This is a genomic window from Thermosynechococcus sp. HN-54, from assembly GCF_023650955.1.
Classification (GTDB): Bacteria; Cyanobacteriota; Cyanobacteriia; order Thermosynechococcales; family Thermosynechococcaceae; genus Thermosynechococcus.
The window spans coordinates 112,619-131,711 of record NZ_CP098039.1 but is presented as its reverse complement, the minus strand read 5'-3'; the positions used below and the strand labels follow the sequence as shown (position 1 = coordinate 131,711).

The window sequence follows — 19,093 nt, the reverse complement described above, 5'->3', positions numbered from 1 at the left end:
TGCAATCAAGGGAATTTGAGTTAGAGGGCGTCATCCTCCTCTTCATCCCCATAGTCATCGTCCTCGTCTGTGAAGTCATCCTCCTCATCGTCAGCATCACTACTGGCGAATTCAAAATCGCGAGTCCGTCCAGTGATTTTTTCAATCACGTGGGGCGCCGTTTCATCGTCAATGAGGACATCCTCACCGAGGTCAGCGGTCACATTGACCGTCATTGAAGGGGGTTCAGGTTCAGGGCTGATGACATGGGTTTGCCCCAAGCGATCTTCACCCTCTTCCCACTCTTCGTCGCCGTTAGTGCTTTCCTCGTAGCTATTGAAGCCCGTGCCCGCTGGGATGAGACGGCCAATGATCACGTTTTCCTTGAGTCCCCGCAGCCAATCGGACTTGCCTTCAATAGCCGCTTCCGTGAGCACCCGTGTCGTTTCTTGGAAACTGGCCGCTGAAATAAAGCTATCGGTATTCAGGGAGGCCTTGGTAATCCCCAAGAGGACAGGGGTATATTGGGCAGGTGCACCACCGGTGAGTGCCATGGGTTCGTTGGCTTGCTCCGCTTGACGCAGACTCATGAGTTCCCCGGAGAGAACGATTGTATCGCCCGCATCATCAATCCGCACCTTGGAGGTCATCTGGCGGACGACCACCTCAATGTGTTTATCGGCAATCTCAATACCTTGGGTGAGATATACCGACTGCACCTCATTGACCAAGAAGGATTGCACCTTCTCAAGGCTAATTTGGGCGGCTTTGAGTAACCCTTGGGGTTTGTAGTACTCAAAGTAAATGGAGAGGATGTCGTGAGGATCCACAGGGCCATCGGTGAGGGGGTCAGCGAGATTGACCTTTTGACCATCCACCACCAAGGGGTTTTGACCCGGCAGGACAGGGTATTCCTGAATTGTGCCATCCTCTTCAATGACTTTGATATCTACGCTGTCATCACTATTGTAGGTGACTTGACAGGTGCCGGGGCGCACAGCCAGCACGCATTTTTCTTTGGGATGGCGAGCTTCAAGGAGTTCTTCAATCCGAGGTAACCCCTGAATGATGTCGCCCGTTTTCGCCCGCTCAAACACCAACAGGGCGAGGTTATCCCCCCGCTGCACAAGGTCACCGTCCTCAATTTGCAGCACTGCCCCCGGCGAGACAAGGTAGGGACGGGCTAAGCGCAGGATCACGTGGCCATCGGCCACCACCATTACCGCTGCTGTTTCTGGGGCACTCACCCCCGTGGCAAGTTCATCGCCGGGACGCACGAGATCGCCAACTTTAACCGTGGGTTTAGCCCCGTTGGTCTCGATCCGCAAGCGATCGCTCTCAGTAACGACCAGAATGCGGCGAACAGATTCCCCACTGCGCAAGATCCCCTGCACCTCACCCGCCTGCTTGGCTTTGATGTCCGTGCGGGCAATCACGGCACCGGGGCCAATGTGATCGCCATCTTTGACCAAGAGGGAAGTAAACGTACTGCCTTGGGTTTGATCCGCAGCAATGTCACGGCGAATCACCAAGGATTCCAAAATCACCAGTTGGAGGCGCTGGGCTTCTGGATCCACCTCATCCGTCACAATTTCAATGTCAGCGGCCAGTTGTGGGGCTTCGCTGCCAATTTCAAGGACTAACTGCGTCCGCAGCAGATCAACGCCATCAACGGATTTAACTCGCTCATCGTGTTTGTAGGGCAACCGCTGTACGGCCCGCAGGCGAATGGACTGCCCTGAGCTATCACTGGAGTCTTGGCTGGGTACCGATGGCTCATCAGGCACGCTAAATTCTTGGACGGGGCGCAGCAGAATCGCTGGTCCTTCGGGGGTGTCCTCAAGATAGTCCACTTGCGAGAGGGTTTCGACCACAAGGCCGGGGAGTACCTCTTCACCGGGACGCACCAACACACCATGCTTCAGCCGCGCGGCTTCCGGATCATCCACAAGGTGTAGTTCGCCGGGCTTGATAATAATTTCCCGCAGGATGTCGTTTTTCTGGATGACTTCGACGACACCGCTGTTTTGACAGAAGATGTCCTTGACAACCTCAGTCCCCGCTTCGACGTATTGGTTGTCCTCGACCATCAGTAGGGAAATATCCTTATTCACCTCATGGGTTTCTTCGGGGATCCACAGGAGCGTCCCCCCCTTGAGGACTTCATAGCCCTGCTTGGCTTTGCCTTTTTTGGCCACTTCGATGTCGGCATATTTGAGAATACCGCCGGTCGTGGTGTGGTAGCGATCGTCAATGAGTTCAGCCACCACTTGACCATTGGCGACTTTCGTACCGGGGGCAGCCTTCAGGGAGAACCGCTGACCGGTAGCGGTTTCAATAATGTAATGCTCGCGTCCCTGCTGCGTTTCTTTGAGCACCTTGGCTTTATCGAGCATCACCGAGGCGGTAATAATTTCCACCTCGCGACCCCCTTTGCTGTCCTGTTGTTCAGGGAGACGAACCACGCCCCCATGCTCAGTTTTCACCGTGGTTTCTGCTAGCACTGCTCCCGCTTCAATGCGATCGCCATTTTTCACAACCGGCTCAGCACCGGGGGGTAGGTTATAGACTTCCCCAGACAGCACCCAAATCAACCCACCTTTGGGGGCAATGCGCGTTGTGGTGCCTTGGCGATCGCGCTTCTCCTCTGCCTCGAGGTTGACGAACTTCACTTGACCCGCCAAATCCGAGGCCACATCCTTGGTTACTTTCTCCGTGGACTTGCGGACACTGCGGGAGGCCTGCGCCACTTCCGCCAACAATTGACCGGCTTCAACGGTTTCACCATCCGCCACTAGCACAATTGACCCTTGGGAGAGGTCAAATTCTTGGCTTTGCTGACCACCTTTGATCACAAGCTTGCCAGCGGTTTCGACAATAAAGGCATCATCACCGTGACGAGTGCGGTAGGGACGTACCCGTAATTTCTTGCCGTACTCCACCGTGCCAGCAAAGGGAGCACGTTCTTGGCGAGCCACTTCCCCCGTAAACACCCCGCCGGTGTGGAACGTACGCATAGTCAACTGCGTGCCGGGTTCACCAATGGATTGAGCAGCAATAATCCCTACGGCTTCCCCCATATCCACTAGTTGGGCATGGGCAAGGCTCCAACCGTAGCAGAGACGACATACAGAGCCAGTAGCCTCGCAAGTGAGGGGCGATCGCACCACTACTTCTTCGATACCAGCATCAACAATTTTCTTCGCCAGATCAGCAGAGATGGCTTGATTTTTGGCCACCAGCACTTCGCCTGTTTCCGGATGGCAGACATCATTGAGCACCACCCGACCCAAAAGGCGGTCTTCTAGCGCCAGTACCTTATCCCCCACCATCATACTGCGCAGCGTAATGCCCCGCTCCGTTTCACAATCCTCTTCGCGGATAATCACATCTTGGGAGACATCCACCAAGCGACGGGTCAGGTAACCGGAGTCCGCTGTCCGCAGGGCGGTATCCACCAGTCCTTTACGCGCACCGTAGGAGGAGATAATGTACTCCGTTACCGTCAGCCCTTCGCGGAAATTGGTTTTAATCGGCAGGTCAATGATTTCCCCTTGGGGATTGGCCATCAACCCCCGCATTCCGACCAACTGACGCACCTGCGAGAGATTCCCCCGTGCCCCTGAGAAGGCCATCATGTACACGGAGTTGAGGACATCGGTACTGCGGAAGTGGCGTACCACCTCGTTTTTCAGTTCTTCGTTGGTGGTGTTCCAAGTGTCAATCACCTTTTGGAAGCGTTCCACCTCCGTAATTTCACCCCGCGAGTAGCGCTCCTGAGCGGTTTTAATTTCCTTTTCGGCGGCTTCGAGGAGTTCCTGTTTTTTCGGGGGCACGAGCAGGTCATCCACACTAATGGAGACGCCGGCGCGGGTGGCATAGCGAAAGCCAAGGTCTTTGACTTTGTCGGCCATTTCCGCTGTGCGGGCGGTGCCAAAGTTGCTAAACGACCAAGCAATCAGGTTCCGCAAGCCTTTTTTGTCAATGATGCGGTTAAAGAAAACAGGCTTTTTCTCAGTCATGGTGTTGGGGTCTCCCAAATTAACTGGCTAGGGCTTCTTGAATCGTTTGGTTGTAGATGATGCGACCCGGAGTGGTGCGGATGTATTGGGAAATCAGTTGACCGTTGGCATCCTCCTTGACCCGCCGCAGGGGATACTCCAGCAAACGGGAACCATCTTCATAGGTCGTAATTTGGGGTTCACTGGTGTCGCCATCGTCCACCTCACCGTCGTAGCGCACCCAGACAAAGGCATGGAGCGGCAAGTGTCCCTGTTCGTAGGCCATGACCACATCTTGAAAGTTGGCATAGTAGCGATCGCTATAATCCGGCAGCTTCGGATTTTCTGCTGTCAAGTAATAGCAGCCCAAAACCATATCTTGGCTGGGGGTAATAATCGGCTTGCCCGTGGCCGGCGACAGAATATTATTTGAGGCTAGCATCAGCATCCGCGCCTCCGCTTGGGCCTCAATCGAGAGGGGCACGTGCACTGCCATTTGGTCACCGTCAAAGTCCGCGTTGAAGGCAGGACACACCAAGGGGTGCAGTTGAATGGCACGCCCTTCTACCAGAATTGGCTCAAAGGCCTGAATCCCCAAACGGTGGAGTGTCGGCGCACGGTTGAGCAGCACCGGGTGACCCTCAATCACCTCCTCCAGCACATCCCAAATTTGGGGGTCGTTGCGCTGGATCATCCGCTTCGCTGCCTTAATGTTGTTGACAATTTGTTGGCGAATCAAGCGGTGAATCACAAAGGGCTGGAAGAGTTCAATGGCCATTTCCCGAGGCAGGCCGCACTGGTGCATTTGCAGTTTTGGCCCCACCACAATCACCGAACGACCAGAGTAGTCCACCCGTTTCCCAAGCAGGTTTTGGCGGAAGCGACCCTGTTTCCCCTCAATAATGTCGGAAAGGGACTTCAGGGGACGGTTATTGGCGCCCACCACCGTACGACCGCGACGACCATTGTCAATCAGGGCATCCACAGCCTCTTGGAGCATCCGCTTCTCATTGCGGACAATAATTTCTGGCGCAAGGATCTCTTGCAGCCGGGCAAGGCGGTTGTTGCGGTTAATGACGCGGCGGTACAAGTCATTGAGGTCAGAGGTAGCAAAGCGCCCCCCGTCCAACTGCACCATTGGCCGCAGATCCGGTGGAATCACGGGAATCACCGTCAAGACCATCCATTCCGGCTTGGAACCAGTGGCAATAAAGTTATCAATGACCCGCAGCCGTTTGATCAGCTTGGCGCGTTTTTGACCCTTGGAGTTGAGGATTTCCTGCCGCAGTTGGTCGGCCTCCGCTTGCAGATCTAAATCCTGAAGCAGGCGTTGAATGGCTTCAGCCCCAATGCCCACCTCAATGCCCTCTAGCTCCGAGTCTTCGCTGTAGATCTCTTCTTCAATCTCCTGCCACTGATCTTCGCTCAGGAGCTGCTTGTAGCTGAGGGCGGGGTGATTGCCCGGATCTAGCACTACGTAGGAGTTGAAATAGACAATTTGTTCTACATCCCGCAGGGGCATATCGAGCAGGATCGCCATGTAGCTGGGAATCCCCTTGAGGTACCAGACATGGGTCACTGGAGCAGCCAATTTAATGTAGCCCATGCGATGGCGGCGCACCCGCGATTCGGTGACTTCAACGCCACAGCGCTCGCAGACAATGCCGCGATGGCGCACTCGCTTGTATTTACCGCAGTGGCACTCCCAATCCTTAGCAGGACCAAAAATCCGCTCACAGAAGAGGCCATCCATCTCTGGCTTGAGCGTGCGATAGTTAATCGTTTCTGGCTTGGTGACCTCGCCCACCACTTGACCGTTGGGGAGGGTGCGCTGTCCCCATTGGATGATGCGCTCCGGTGATGCGAGAGACACTTTTACATAATCAAAGCGTTGCTCGATTCTGGGCATAAACTCACAAATCCTTTGGCGGTGAATGGATCAAGGGGGCGATCGCCCCCAAACAAGCTGACTCAGTTCTGAGTGTTTAGAATGTCGTTGCCCCTTCTTTGTCGTCCGTGTCGTCGAGGGCACTGTAGTCAATTGTGGGTCGTGCCGGTGTACGGCGAGGGCTGACATCCACCATCAAATCCACCTCGGGGTCAGGTTTCATTTCGCCATCCTCATCAAAGCTGGGAATACTGGCCTTGCGCACAGAAATATCCAAGCACAGGGATTGCAACTCCCGCATCAGCACCTTGAAGGACTCTGGCGTGCCCGGTCGGGGAATCGATTGCCCTTTGACAATGGCATTGAGGGCTTCATTGCGTCCTTGCATATCATCGGACTTGACCGTCAGCAACTCTTGGAGAATATAGGCGGCACCATAGGCCTCCAGTGCCCACACCTCCATTTCGCCAAAGCGTTGACCACCTTGCTGGGCTTTACCACCGAGGGGCTGTTGCGTGACCAAGGAGTAGGGCCCCGTGGAGCGGGCGTGGATCTTATCGTCCACCAAGTGCACGAGCTTCAGCATATAGGCCATCCCTACGGTAACGGGGCGGTCAAAGGGTTCACCCGTGCGGCCATCATAGACCACCATTTTGCCGGGATCATTGGGGTTAAAGACCCAATCCTTGCCCGTGACCTCCCTGGCCTCTTGGAGCTTGGCATGGACGGTTTCGCGGGATTTTTCTTTGCCGTGCATTTCATCAAAGGGGGTGATTTTGAAGCGACGACCAAGGCACTCCCCAGCCCAGCCCAGCAAACACTCATAGACTTGCCCCACATTCATCCGAGAGGGCACCCCCAAGGGATTGAGGACAATATCCACGGGGCGACCATCGGGCAGGAAGGGCATATCCTCTACAGGGAGAATGCGGGAAATAATCCCCTTGTTGCCGTGGCGGCCAGCCATTTTATCTCCCACTTGGATTTTGCGCTTCTGGGCCACATAGACCCGCACCACCATATTGGCACCGGGGGGTAGCTCATCTCCTTGCTCACGGGTAAAGACGCGCACATCAACAACGCGACCTTTTTCACCATTGGGCACCCGCAGGGAGTTATCCCGCACATCCCGCGCTTTTTCACCAAAGATGGCACGCAGGAGTTTTTCTTCGGGGGGCTGATCCGATTCCCCTTTGGGGGTGACTTTACCGACAAGAATATCCCCCGCCTCTACAAAAGCACCGATGCGGATAATGCCGTTTTCATCCAACTGCCGCAGGGCATCTTCAGAGACGTTGGGCACTTCGCGGGTAATTTCCTCAGGACCTAGTTTAGTTTGCCGCGCCTCAATCTCGTACTTCTCAATGTGGATGGAGGTATAGACATCCTCTTGCACCAGCCGTTCACTGATCAGGATCGCGTCTTCGTAGTTGTAGCCCTCCCAAGGCATATAGGCGACAAGGATGTTTTGGCCAAGGGCAAGTTCACCCCCCTCAGTGGCGGAGCCATCGGCAATCACTTGCCCCGCTTGGACGCGATCGCCGACAAAGACAATTGGTCGCTGATTCAAGCAGGTATCTTGGTTGGAGCGCTGGTACTTTTGCAGCGTGTAGGTCATCTCAGGGCCATTATCGGTTTTGACACGAATTTGATTGGCATCCACATAGGTGACCACGCCATTGGTCTGGCTAAGAATCACCATCCCAGAGTCCCGTGCTGCTTGAGCCTCTAGGCCGGTACCCACCAAGGGACGGTGCGATCGCAACAGGGGGACTGCCTGCCGCTGCATGTTCGATCCCATCAGGGCACGGTTGGCGTCATCGTGCTCCAAGAAAGGAATTAGCGATGTGGCCACAGAGATGATCTGCACTGGCGAAACCGCCACGTAGTCCACCTGATCGGGGGTTGTGGTCGTAAAATCTTGGCGATAGCGCACCGGCACCACATCCCCAAGGATGTAGCCATTTTCATCGGTGGGCACATCCCCCGGTGCTACCCGCTTATCATCCTCTTCGTCGGCAGTCATGTAAATAGGCGGCTGATCCCTCAGGACGCGACCATCTTTTACCGGATAGAAAGGCGTCTCAATAAAGCCATATTCATTGACGCGGGCATGGGTCGCCAAGGAGCCAATCAACCCGGCGTTGGGACCTTCAGGGGTTTCAATGGGACAGATGCGACCATAGTGGCTAGGGTGAATATCCCGCACTGCAAAGCCTGCCCGCTCACGGGTGAGACCACCGGGGCCTAGGGCACTCAAGCGCCGTTTGTGGGTCAGTTCCGCGAGGGGGTTGGTCTGATCCATAAATTGGGAAAGCTGGCTAGAGCCAAAGAATTCCTTGATGGCCGCCACTAAGGGCTTCGGGTTGACCAGTGAAGTGGGCGTCAAAGAATCTGTGTCAGACACCGTCATCCGCTCGCGAATAATGCGCTCTAGGCGATTGAGGCCAACGCGCACTTGGTTTTGCAGCAATTCACCGACAGAACGGACGCGGCGATTGCCCAAGTGGTCAATGTCATCAATCGTTCCCAGATCAAACTCTAGGTTAATCAGATAGTCAATGGACGCAAGAATATCCTCTGGGGTGAGGATGCGCACCGAGTCAGGAATATTCAACTGCAACTTGCGGTTGAGCTTGTAGCGACCCACCCGGCCAAGGTCGTAGCGTTTGGGATCAAAGAAGCGCGACTCCAGAAGCTGTTGTCCCCCTGAAACCGTGGGTGGCTCCCCTGGCCGCAGTTTTTTGTACAGTTCAATGAGCGCGTCTTCCTCAGAGAACTTCCCTTCTTTTTCTACGGTTTTTTGGTAGTACTCAGGGTGACGCAGCCGCTCTAGGATTTCGCTATCAGTTAATCCCAAGGCTTTGAGGAGAACGTGCGCTGAGAGCTTACGGGTTTTGTCAATGCGTACCCAGAGCAGATCGTTTTTATCGGTTTCAAATTTCAGCCAAGCGCCCCGGTTGGGAATCAGGCTGGCATTGTAGGTACGGCGACCATTTTTGTCGGTTTCTGATTTGTAGTAAACGCCGGGACTGCGGACAATCTGGTTGACAATGACGCGCTCTGCACCATTGATAATAAACGTCCCGCGATCGGTCATCAGGGGCAGATCGCCGATGAACACATCTTGGTCAATGATATTGCCGTTTTCTTTGTTAATGAGGCGAGTTGGGACATACATTTGCATTGAGTAGGTGGCATCCCGCCGCTTGGCCTCATCGACGCTATACTTCGGCTCCTTGAGTCGGTAGTCTTTGGCCAAAAAGTGCAACTCAATTTTGCCGGTATAATCAGTAATGGGGGAGAAACTCTCTAGCTCTTCAATGAGTCCTTCTTCAAGAAACCATCGGAAGCTGGCCCGCTGAATCTCGACAAGGTCTGGCAAGGTAAAAGCGGGTGGCGTGTAAATCTGATTACTAGCCATGTATATCCTCTAGAGGGTATCGCTAAAACGCGGATCTTGCATCTTAAAGGAAAGGGCATTGCACTGTCAAGCACACCAAAAGCCCCGCTTACGGCAAATACTGCCGCCGGAGACCTCTGGCAAGATGAAGCTGTTGGAGACGAGAAGAGTTGACAAGTGCCACTGCCGCGCTTGCAAGCCGCTACCTATGACCATAGCACAGAGTTCTTACAGTTAAGCGACAGTTTACTAATAGTTATGGGGTTTGCCGCAATTTCAATCCTGTTTGCAAGGTTTCCAGCACTAGGGGTAAATGACCCTCTCGCAGGGCTGGCCAGTGTAGCCACAATCCAGAGAAGTGCCCACTGCGAAAAATGCCGTGGTCATCGGGCGCTTGACGGTGGTAGCTTGTTCCTTCTTTGAGATACCAGTGAAAATCCTGCTCCAGTACCACCCAGACCAAGTATTCCTGAACCCCCCAGCGACAATAAACCTCTAGTTTGTCGTGGAGGTCGTAGGCGGCACTGCGACTGGCAATTTGGACAATGAGTTCAGGTGCCCCTTCAAGATAATCATCCTCACTGATACGAGAGGTGCCATTGACATGGCGCAGCAGGGCATCGGGTTGCACCACTGTTTGGGCATCTAAGCGGACGGTGGCATTATCGAGCACCATGACGTTTGCCGTTGCTACTTCAAAGGCCATCAACCAGCCCATGACGAGACTGTGGGGACGGATGTGGGAATCCACCCGCACAGGGGAGGCCACGTACACGACTCCGTTAATCAGTTCCGCTTTTTTAATGTGGGGACATTGGGCATACAGGCGCTCAAAGGCCTCGCGACTGAGGCGATCGCCACTCTCCAACATTGGCACTGTCCCCTGCGGAGCTGCAAACATGATCAGCGGATTTGCCCTGCACTGCCTGCCTCTATTCTAGGCTAGGCGGAAATGCCAATCGTGGTTTCTGAGAGGCGGCCATCTTCCATGTGAATAATGCGATCGGCGACATCGAGAATACGGTTATCGTGGGTCACAATTAAAATGGTGCAGCCCTGTTCGCGGGCAAGGGTACGCATGATTTCCACCACGTCGCGACCAGATTTTTTATCGAGGGCAGCCGTGGGTTCATCTGCTAGAACAATTTTGGGGTGTCCCACAAGAGCGCGGGCGATCGCCACCCGTTGCTTTTGCCCCCCCGAGAGTTCATGGGGATAGTAATCGAGGCGGTCTCCAAGGCCGACGGCACAGAGCATTGCTTCCACTCGTTCTCGAACTTCCTGTGGACTCAGCTGGGGTTGCAAATCCAGCGCCATCTGCACATTTTGGCGAGCGGTCAGGGCATGGAGCAGATTGTGACCTTGGAAGATGTAGCCTGTTTGGCGACGAATTTGAATCTGTTGCTCTTTGGTGGCGTTACGGAGTTCCTGACCCAGAACCCGCAGACTGCCCTCTTGGGCCGATCGCAAGGCGCCAATCAGAGTTAGAAGTGTGGTTTTCCCTGACCCCGAAGGCCCGGTCATAATCACAATTTCACCCGCCTCAATGCGAGCATACAGATCAAAGAGAATTTGCTTGCGCAGTTGCCCTTGACCAAAGTAGTGATTGAGGCCTTGGATGTGAATCACTGGCTCCATAACACCATCCTAGAAAATATCGGCAGGATCAGCCGCTTGGATTCGCCGCATAGCGATCGCCCCTGAAAGGGTACACATCAGCACCGTGAGGGTAAAGACCAAGCTGGCGCGCTCTACTGTCATCCACACTGGCAGTGATGTGGCATCGGCAATGACGATATAGAGTAAAAACGAAACGATGAATCCGGGAATATAGCCCATACAGGAAAGAATCAAGGACTCCTGCATGACTACGCCATAGAAGAACAGATCGCGGTAGCCCATGGCCTTGAGGGTGGCATACTCCGCCAAGTGATCCGTGACATCGGTGTAGAGAATTTGATAGACAATCACAGAGCCAACGATAAATCCCATCAGGGCACCAAGGGAGAAAATAAAGCCAATGGAGGTACTGTTTTCCCAATACCTACGCTCAAACGCAGCAAACTCCTCACGGGTCATCACCAGCACATCATTCCCGAGGGAAGCATTCATCCGCCGTGCCAGTGCCTTGGTATTTACCCCCGGCTGCACCCGTACTAAACCCACATCAATCAGCCCCGGATTACGTTCGGGGAAAAGGCGCAAAAAGTTCAAATCGCTCGTGAGCAAATTACCATCGGCACCAAAGTTGGCTCCCATGCGAAACAAGCCTGCCACAGTGATTTTGCGGCCAGAGACTTCAGTCGTGACCTCTTCCCCTTGGCGGTATAGCTCAGGAATCGGACCAAACTCGGCTCGCGATTGGGCATCAAAAAGAACGTGATCCGCTAGCTTAATGGCATCCTGCCAATGGGGGGTATCGGAGACGGAAATGGACACCGCCATCGGATCCACGCCAATTACCATCAGTTGGCGAGTACTTTTGTTAATGGGATTGCGCCAGAGACCAAAACTCAGGTAAAGGGGAGAAACGGACTTGACCCCTTCAAAGCCCGCTGCTTGGTAGAGTCGCCGCCGGGGAAAGCTGCGCATGGCAATCAGCGCGGTGGATTGGGGACTAATGAGGACAATATCGGTGTTTAAGCTCTCGTGGAAGCGCACTGCCGCCTTAAAGAGAGCATCACGAAAGCCAAACTGCATCAGCATCAGCACCACCGCAAAGGCAATGCCAGCGATCGCCACCAAGAGGCGAATTCGCTCCCGAATCAGTTGTAACCAACCCAAGGGAATTGCAAAAATCATCCTTGAACCTCAGCGCGGATCCATGGCAATTTCCACTTGCATATTCGTCAGACCTGCCACTGGCTCACTGTTATCAAGGCGAATTTTCACTTCCACAACTCGCGCATCTGTTTTTGCGGCTGGATCGGTATCGGTTACATCATTTTTAGCCACCACCAGACCCACTTGCGCTACACGGCCAGTAATGGGGGCACTCAGTGCACTGCTGCGGATTTCAGCCCGCTGACCCACCCGCACACGGGGGACATCGGTTTCATAGACTTCAGCAACGGCATACATTTGATCGGTATTGCCCAGTTCGAGAATGCCGCGTTCGTTAATGGTTTCGCCAGCACGGGTGTGGATGCGCAGAACACGGCCATTCTGCGGCGCCCGAATAATAGTACGCTCAAGGCGGGCTTCCGCCAGTTGCAAATTCCGTTCCGCTGAGAGGAGTTGCACTTGGGTTTGCACCCGTTCGAGATTGGCTTGAGCCGCTTCGATCTGAGCGGTTGTAGTGGCGAGTTCGGTGCGGCGCTCTTCCTGCAGGCGAACAAGGTTGGCTTGGGCGTTGCGTAGTTCTTCCTGTAGGCTACGGACGCGGACAGTGCGATCGTCGAGATCCTGTTGCGACACTGCCCCATCGGCAAAGAGTTGGGCAAAGCGCTGATACTCCCGATTGGCGGTCTCAAGTTCCGCTTGGATGCGTTGAATCGTGGCCTGCTGGGCTTGAATGGCGGCAATCGCCGGTTCATTGGCGCGATCGCGACGGCGTTCGGCTTCGGCAATTTGAGCAAGGGCTAAGCGGGTTTCGGCTTCATAGCGTAGGCGGGCTTCCTGCAACTGACTGGCGGCCAAATCGCGTTCGGCTTTGCGCTCCGGATAGGTATCTAAATAGGCAAGGGGTTGACCGGCCACCACGCGATCGCCCTCGCGTACTAGCAATTGCCCTAATCGTTCGGTCATCGAGGGGGCACTGATAGCGACAACTTCCCCTTCCGGTTCCAAGCGACCCAGCGCTGTAATGCGATCGCTCATAGGATTGGCAAGGGCTGCCTGAATTTCTTGTTCTTCATTGGCACGTTGAAGCTGCTGCCAATAGTTCAAACTGAATACTAAACTTCCTAATCCGACGGAGATCGCCCCCCCGATCAGCCATGGACGACCAATTTTGCTGAGAAACGGATGTCCCATGGAACGACCTCGTGAATGCAGTGAAGTTAAAAATAACAACTATTACCTCATCCTAATTTAATATAGACGCCTTAAGTGATTAAGGAATGCTCAGCAAATCGAGCCGGTCGCCGACCGCAGGATTGCCAAAGGGCTTGCCGTTCTTGGGGCAAAATCTCTCGCCATTCGCCGGGGGCAAGGTCACCCAATTGCAGGTTGGCGATCGCCACCCGTACCAAGCGCAGAGTGGGTAACCCCACCGCAGCCGTCATGCGGCGAACTTGGCGATTGCGACCTTCCCGCAATGTCAGACTCAACCAGTGGGTAGGAATAGAACGGCGATAACGAATGGGCGGCTCCCTAGGGGGTAAGGGTGGCTCTTGTTCTAGGAGTTCTACAATGGCAGGTCGCGTGCGATAGCCTTGGATGACAACGCCTGCTGCTAATTGAGTCAAGGCTGCTGGGCTGGGGTCACCTTCCACTTGCACCCAATAGGTGCGCGGATGGCCATAGCGGGGAGCCGTCAAGCGGTGTTGCAACCAGCCATCGTTAGTCAGCAAAACCAGTCCCTCACTGTCATAGTCCAATCGTCCGGCGGGATAGATATTGGGAACTGGCACGTAATCCTTGAGGGTAGACCGCCCCTCTTGATCTTGAAACTGGCACAAAACCCGATAGGGCTTGTACAGAAGAATGTAGCGATGATTCATGGTTAGGAAAAGTCTAACCGCGACGCCGTTTTACCTCAGTTTATGACCTAGTAAAGACTAGGGGGGAATGCTAACCGCAGACTTAGAAGTTTCTGGCTCGAAGACCAGTTTACTGCCGCCCACAGTGTTGATTCCCAAATGTTTTGCAATTGTAGATCACAAAACAATATTGGCAGTCACCAACGTCGCAGCCAAACTAGAGCTACTATAGCACATCTATTCTGGAGGCTCAGCGTTAGATATCGAGGTTCTCTAGGGCCAACTGCGGGCCATAGGTTTCAATGAACTCGCGCCGCGGTGCCACGCGATCGCCCATCAGGATGGTGAAAATGCGATCGGCCTCAGCGGCATCTTCAATTTCTACTCGTTTGAGAATGCGCGTCTCTGGGTTCATCGTTGTTTCCCACAACTGCTCTGGCATCATTTCCCCTAGCCCCTTAAAGCGCTGGATTGTGTAATTGGCATTTTCTGGGAAGGAGGCAATCTGCTGTTGCAGCTCGCGATCGCTATAACAATAGAAGTGCTGGCGGCCGCGTTCAACTTTGTACAGGGGTGGGCAGGCAATATAGACAAAGCCTTGGTTAATCAGTTCCTGCTGATAGCGATAGAAAAAGGTCAGTAGTAGGGTGCGGATATGCGAGCCATCCACATCAGCGTCCGTATTGTGGGCACACAAGCCACCTACACCGCAAATAAAGTTTTCATCCCCCTCCACTGAGAAGTCATAGACATACTCGCCGACCGGTGGAATTTCCGTGACTTGGGTCACCTCTAGCGCCATTAAGTCCTCACTAATGGGGGTAAAAGCCAATGACTTGCGGTGGGGCGAAGCCACATAGGCTTTCAGGGGTTTACTGTGAGGATGACGATACCACATGGGCAGCGCCGCTTCCAGTTGGGGCTTGCCGCTCAGAGTGAGGCAATAGACTTCGTGGCGGGTTTGTACCCGTGAATTCGCCACTGCTTCTGCTGGTAAGGTTGTGCAGCCTGCCACCCAGCCCAATTGGCCAAACAGATAGAGAAGGCCATCCTTGAGCGTGGGAGAGGTGGTGGTCATAGAAATGTGGCTGCGGGCGATCGCCCCATCGCCGAGGAAATACCCCTCCAAAAAGGCCAACTGTAGCTCTAGTGGAACCCGCCACACCAAGGAGGGAAGGCACCTCTCGTGGGCTTTGCCCCCCACCCCCAGGGCTTTGAGTAAGCAGGCTGCCAAGACACTGTGGACGTAGAGTTTTTGCCCTTGACTTTCAGGGTCAGCATAGCAGCGGGGAGACTCGCCAAAGAGGGTTTCAATGGTACGGCAGAGTTCAGGGATAAAGGGCTGGTCTTTTCGCCCTAGGCTCAGGCTCACCTGATGTTGACTCAGGCTTCCCTCGGCCACATACCAGCCCAAAAACCACAGTAACTCCCGATTGACCGCTAAATACCGATCAAAGGCTTTGTCATGGTGGGCTACGAGTTGCACATCCCCAGTGAGGTACGCTAGTTCCGCAAGGGTAAAGCTATCGAGGGGCTTATAACCGCTGATTTGGCAGTAGGGGGCATTTCGGCTGTCGTCACTTTGATTTTGAATACTCTCAAGCCCTGACGGTAGTGTTTGGTATTGCAGTGGGTGCTGCCACTGAATGGCGTCTAGATAATTGAGGAAGTGTTCTAGGGTCGGCGTGGTTTGACCCCGTTCCCATTGGGAAATAGTGATGGCCTGTTTTACCCCGACTTGGGCAGCAACGGCCTGTTGACTTAGCCCTTGGACTTGACGAGCTTGCCGTAGGAGTTCCCACAGATGGGGATCATAGGCAACACGCGGTTCTTGCCACTCCGAGGAGCACTCGACCCGTGCCAGCAGTTGTTGGCCACACAGGGCTTTGACACCTTCCCCCTTGAGATACAGTCCCTCCGTCAGACCCGCTTGGTAAAACAAGTGCAGCAGATCAATGCGCTCAACGACTGGAGGACGCGGTAAACGACGACTGGCAACGAGGCGATCGCCCACCCGAATCTCATTGCCCTTTTTTAACTTGATCTGGCCGTCTTCATAGACATAAACACTGTGGGAGGCTGTCACCTTAATGGAGCGATGGTAGCGGGTTTGAATCGCATACATTGGTTCCTCATGGGAATGGCGAATCACCGCCTTCAGGGGCTGAAAGCGAGTTTGCCCCGTCTGTGGATCAAAGGACATCACCTGATAGTGCTGGGCAATCCGCTGTCCCTCAATGCACTGGTCAATAAACTCACCGATTTTGACCAATTCCACCTGCCCGTAGGCATTCATGACAAGGGTCGGTTCATCCCCAGCCACACTCATAATAATGATGCGGTGATAGCGCAACTTAGCAGGGTCAAACTCCTCCCCCTTCACCCCTAAACCAAGGGCAGTAATTAAGGACTGCACCTCGTTATTCTTGTAGATTTTGGCATCATCGGTCTTCTCAATGTTGAGAATCTTGCCCCGCAGCGGCAAAATTGCTTGGAAGCGGCGATCGCGCCCTTGCTTGGCACTGTTGTGAACAAACACACCGCTAGCTAAAGCAAAGTTGTGGGTTCCCGGCACTTCCAAATCATAAACATCAATGGTTTCATTCACAGCCTCAATTGAGACAACACGATGGTTATAATTTTTGACTGCTTCTAAGGCGCGGCTTGAATCCCCATCAAAGTAACGATGACAGAAGGTTTCAAAGTGTAAGAGCGACGTATAACGTGTTTGGCAACGATATTCATGATAAGACTCTGAATCAATATTACCTTGTTCTAACTCAATTTTCTTGAGGGCTTTAATTGTCTTGTCAAAGTAGGTCTTTGATAGTGCTTCTTTCCCCTTCTGACGGAACTCAGGAGTCCATTGTTCAGAGGTTTTTTGAGATCGCCACTGACGCAGCTCAGGATTACTCCATTGGGCAGCTGCCACCTTAGAATACCAAAGTTTAAATTCAGGATGTTCAGCAAAGTAAGCAGAAACTCGCTCAGAATGAGCTTGGCGATGAGCTGAACTACTCCAGTAGGTCTTCTGATTTTGATTTAACTGGTTTCGGTTTGCAGCTTGATACTCAGGATGGGTTAGATAAAACTGTTGCCATTTTGATTTCACAAATTCCTTATACTCAGGATCTTGCCACTGCTGCTGGGGATTGTGAGACAGCTTAGTCGCAGTCTCAGTGTGCTTCATTCGCTGACTCATGTAGAGGCGAAATTCATCTGTTTTTCGCAGTTGACGGCACTTCTCCTTAACTTCAGGACGATGTAAGGTTTTATCAATGTGCTGGCGATAAAGTTCAAGATGTGCATCAGCAGATAGACGAATCAGATTCGTGGGATTATTGTTCCGCTTATTGAAGTCAACATGATGACAATGCTCACCACTTTCTAAGGTGTATTTTCCTTGCCAGCGGTTATACCAATCTGCAAGCATGTGGGTAAACAGCCAAGAATTTGATCGAGGATCCCAAACCATTTCGTAGCCATCGATCGTCATTCCCGAATCAGCGCTGCTAGATACTTTTCGATAAAGTGGCATTAGGGAATCATCAGGAGTTAACGCCTGTGCCTCTTTATACTGACCATTACGGAGCATGAAACGGTGATCGGGGGTGCAAATAATCACCTCACCGTTATCAAGGGTGAGCTTAATGACTTCAGCATTTGTTTTGGTTTTGCGGACGTTGATCAGTCGCTCAATACCAATTGTGCCATCGTGGCGAATCGTGTAGCCAAAATGCTCCTTGCCTGCCGCTTGTTCTGCTATTAACTCCACAAAACTGAGGTAGCGGCCATCGGCGAGAGCCACCTTTGTATCACCAGCAAAGCAGCCACCGGCAGAATCACCTTCGACAATAAAGATTTCTGAGACAGCTGGATCCCGCGAACTGCAATCTGCTAATTTCCCCGGCAGCGTTGAGGACTCCAACACCGACTTGCGCCGCACCATTTCCCGTGCCCGCCGCGCTGCTTCAGCCGCATTAAAGGCTTGGATGGCTTTTTCCAAAATCGTGTCGGTGACTGTCGGATGAAAGTCAAGGTATTCCGTTAGAGCTTCGCCCACAATGGCATCGACAATCCCCCGCACTTCTGTATTACCCAGCTTGGTTTTTGTTTGCCCTTCAAATTCGGGATTGGGCACCTTGACGGAAATGATGGCTGTCAGACCTTCACGAATGTTTTCGCCGGCAAGGTTGGCATCGTTTTCCTTGAGTTTATTGCGCTTGCGGCCAAGGGCATTGAGCGTCCGCGTCAGCACCGCCTTTAGTCCTTCCATGTGGGTACCGCCATCAATGGTGCGGATATTATTGGCAAATCCCAGCAGGTTTTCACTGTAGGCATCGGCACACCACTGTAGGGCTGCTTCTACTTGCACATCGTTTTTTTCCCCCTGAATGTAGATGATCTCTGGGTGAAGCGGTTCCTTTTCCTGCACCATGTAGCGGACATATTCACGGATGCCGCCTTCATAGCAGTAGGTTTCACTCAGAGGGGGTGTAACGCGCAAATCCTTGAAGTCAATGCGGATGCCAGCATTGAGGTAGGCCAGTTCCCGCAGCCGTGTCATCAGCACTTTGGCGTCAAATTCAATCGTTTCTGTGAAAATCTGGCGATCGGGAAAGAATGTCACTGACGTACCCCGCTGTTCCTCAGTATCGGGGGTCTTTTCGAGAGGCGTGATGGGAACCCCCCGTTCATAGCGCTGATGATGGACAAAACCATTGCGCCACACCGTTACCTCTAACCATTCCGAGAGGGCGTTGACCACAGAGACACCAACCCCGTGCAACCCCCCTGAAACTTTATAGCCGCCATCGCCAAATTTGCCCCCTGCGTGGAGCACCGTCATCACCGTTTCAACTCCAGAAACCCCTGTATCGGGGTGAATATCCGTCGGAATACCGCGCCCATTGTCGGTGATAGTGACGGAGCCATCGGCATTGATCTGGACTAAAATAGTGGAGCAGTATCCTGCTAAGGCTTCATCAACGGAGTTGTCCACGACTTCATAGACCAAGTGGTGGAGTCCCTTGGGGCCGGTGCTGCCGATGTACATCCCCGGTCGTGTCCGCACGGGTTCAAGGCCTTTTAGCACCCGCAACTGGGCAGAGGAATACTCGGCGGTCATGGCAACTCCCTAACTGCTATAGAATCGAGGCAAATGCGTCTTTACTTGCCT

The 19,093-nt window shown here is 53.4% G+C and carries 9 protein-coding genes, 1 other RNA gene and 2 pseudogenes; all 12 read right to left on the bottom strand.

What is annotated here, in order from left to right; genetic code table 11:
* Positions 1 to 20: 20 nt before the first annotated feature.
* Positions 21 to 4,001: a DNA-directed RNA polymerase subunit beta'' gene (locus tag NBE99_RS00580; protein ID WP_250682589.1), complete on the bottom strand. Its 3,981-nt coding sequence runs from the start codon at positions 3,999 to 4,001 to the stop codon at positions 21 to 23.
* Positions 4,002 to 4,020: 19 nt separating this feature from the next.
* Entirely contained in the window at positions 4,021 to 5,889 is a 1,869-nt protein-coding gene (locus NBE99_RS00575; protein WP_250682588.1) for a DNA-directed RNA polymerase subunit gamma, read from the bottom strand.
* 76 nt (positions 5,890 to 5,965) lie between these two features.
* Positions 5,966 to 9,292, bottom strand: coding sequence for a DNA-directed RNA polymerase subunit beta (rpoB, locus tag NBE99_RS00570; protein ID WP_250682587.1), 3,327 nt, complete (start codon positions 9,290 to 9,292; stop codon positions 5,966 to 5,968).
* A gap of 66 nt (positions 9,293 to 9,358) precedes the next feature.
* Complete coding sequence (locus NBE99_RS13205; RefSeq protein ID WP_256468054.1) at positions 9,359 to 9,487, bottom strand: hypothetical protein; 129 nt, start codon at positions 9,485 to 9,487, stop codon at positions 9,359 to 9,361.
* Between the two features lie 40 nt (positions 9,488 to 9,527).
* Entirely contained in the window at positions 9,528 to 10,172 is a 645-nt protein-coding gene (locus NBE99_RS00565) for a Uma2 family endonuclease (RefSeq protein ID WP_250682586.1), read from the bottom strand.
* A 41-nt stretch (positions 10,173 to 10,213) separates the two neighbouring features.
* Entirely contained in the window at positions 10,214 to 10,909 is a 696-nt protein-coding gene (locus NBE99_RS00560) for a DevA family ABC transporter ATP-binding protein (RefSeq protein ID WP_250682585.1), read from the bottom strand.
* 9 nt (positions 10,910 to 10,918) lie between these two features.
* Complete coding sequence (gene devC / locus NBE99_RS00555; RefSeq protein ID WP_250682584.1) at positions 10,919 to 12,073, bottom strand: ABC transporter permease DevC; 1,155 nt, start codon at positions 12,071 to 12,073, stop codon at positions 10,919 to 10,921.
* 9 nt (positions 12,074 to 12,082) lie between these two features.
* Positions 12,083 to 13,246 carry an ABC exporter membrane fusion protein gene (locus NBE99_RS00550; protein ID WP_250682583.1) on the bottom strand — a complete coding sequence of 388 codons (1,164 nt, stop codon included), beginning with the start codon at positions 13,244 to 13,246 and terminating at the stop codon, positions 12,083 to 12,085.
* Positions 13,247 to 13,317: 71 nt separating this feature from the next.
* A complete protein-coding gene (locus NBE99_RS00545) occupies positions 13,318 to 13,935 on the bottom strand; it encodes a pseudouridine synthase (protein ID WP_250682582.1) in 618 nt (205 codons plus the stop codon).
* A gap of 10 nt (positions 13,936 to 13,945) precedes the next feature.
* A non-coding RNA gene (ssrS, locus tag NBE99_RS00540) (6S RNA) lies at positions 13,946 to 14,132 on the bottom strand.
* A gap of 38 nt (positions 14,133 to 14,170) precedes the next feature.
* A pseudogene (locus NBE99_RS13275) lies at positions 14,171 to 16,486 on the bottom strand (helix-turn-helix domain-containing protein); the annotation flags it as partial.
* A 1,050-nt stretch (positions 16,487 to 17,536) separates the two neighbouring features.
* Positions 17,537 to 18,970, bottom strand: a pseudogene (locus NBE99_RS13270) (ATP-binding protein); the annotation flags it as partial.
* Positions 18,971 to 19,093: the final 123 nt, after the last annotated feature.

Bases quoted from the DNA above. Each gene is read 5' to 3' on its own strand.
- NBE99_RS00550 (WP_250682583.1), bottom strand. From the start codon at position 13,246: ATGGGACATCCGTTTCTCAGCAAAATTGGTCGTCCATGGCTGATCGGG.
- NBE99_RS00565 (WP_250682586.1), bottom strand. From the start codon at position 10,172: ATGTTTGCAGCTCCGCAGGGGACAGTGCCAATGTTGGAGAGTGGCGAT.
- NBE99_RS13205 (WP_256468054.1), bottom strand. From the start codon at position 9,487: ATGGTCATAGGTAGCGGCTTGCAAGCGCGGCAGTGGCACTTGTCAACT.
- NBE99_RS00580 (WP_250682589.1), bottom strand. From the start codon at position 4,001: ATGACTGAGAAAAAGCCTGTTTTCTTTAACCGCATCATTGACAAAAAA.
- devC (WP_250682584.1), bottom strand. From the start codon at position 12,073: ATGATTTTTGCAATTCCCTTGGGTTGGTTACAACTGATTCGGGAGCGA.
- NBE99_RS00560 (WP_250682585.1), bottom strand. From the start codon at position 10,909: ATGGAGCCAGTGATTCACATCCAAGGCCTCAATCACTACTTTGGTCAA.
- NBE99_RS00575 (WP_250682588.1), bottom strand. From the start codon at position 5,889: ATGCCCAGAATCGAGCAACGCTTTGATTATGTAAAAGTGTCTCTCGCA.
- NBE99_RS00545 (WP_250682582.1), bottom strand. From the start codon at position 13,935: ATGAATCATCGCTACATTCTTCTGTACAAGCCCTATCGGGTTTTGTGC.
- rpoB (WP_250682587.1), bottom strand. From the start codon at position 9,292: ATGGCTAGTAATCAGATTTACACGCCACCCGCTTTTACCTTGCCAGAC.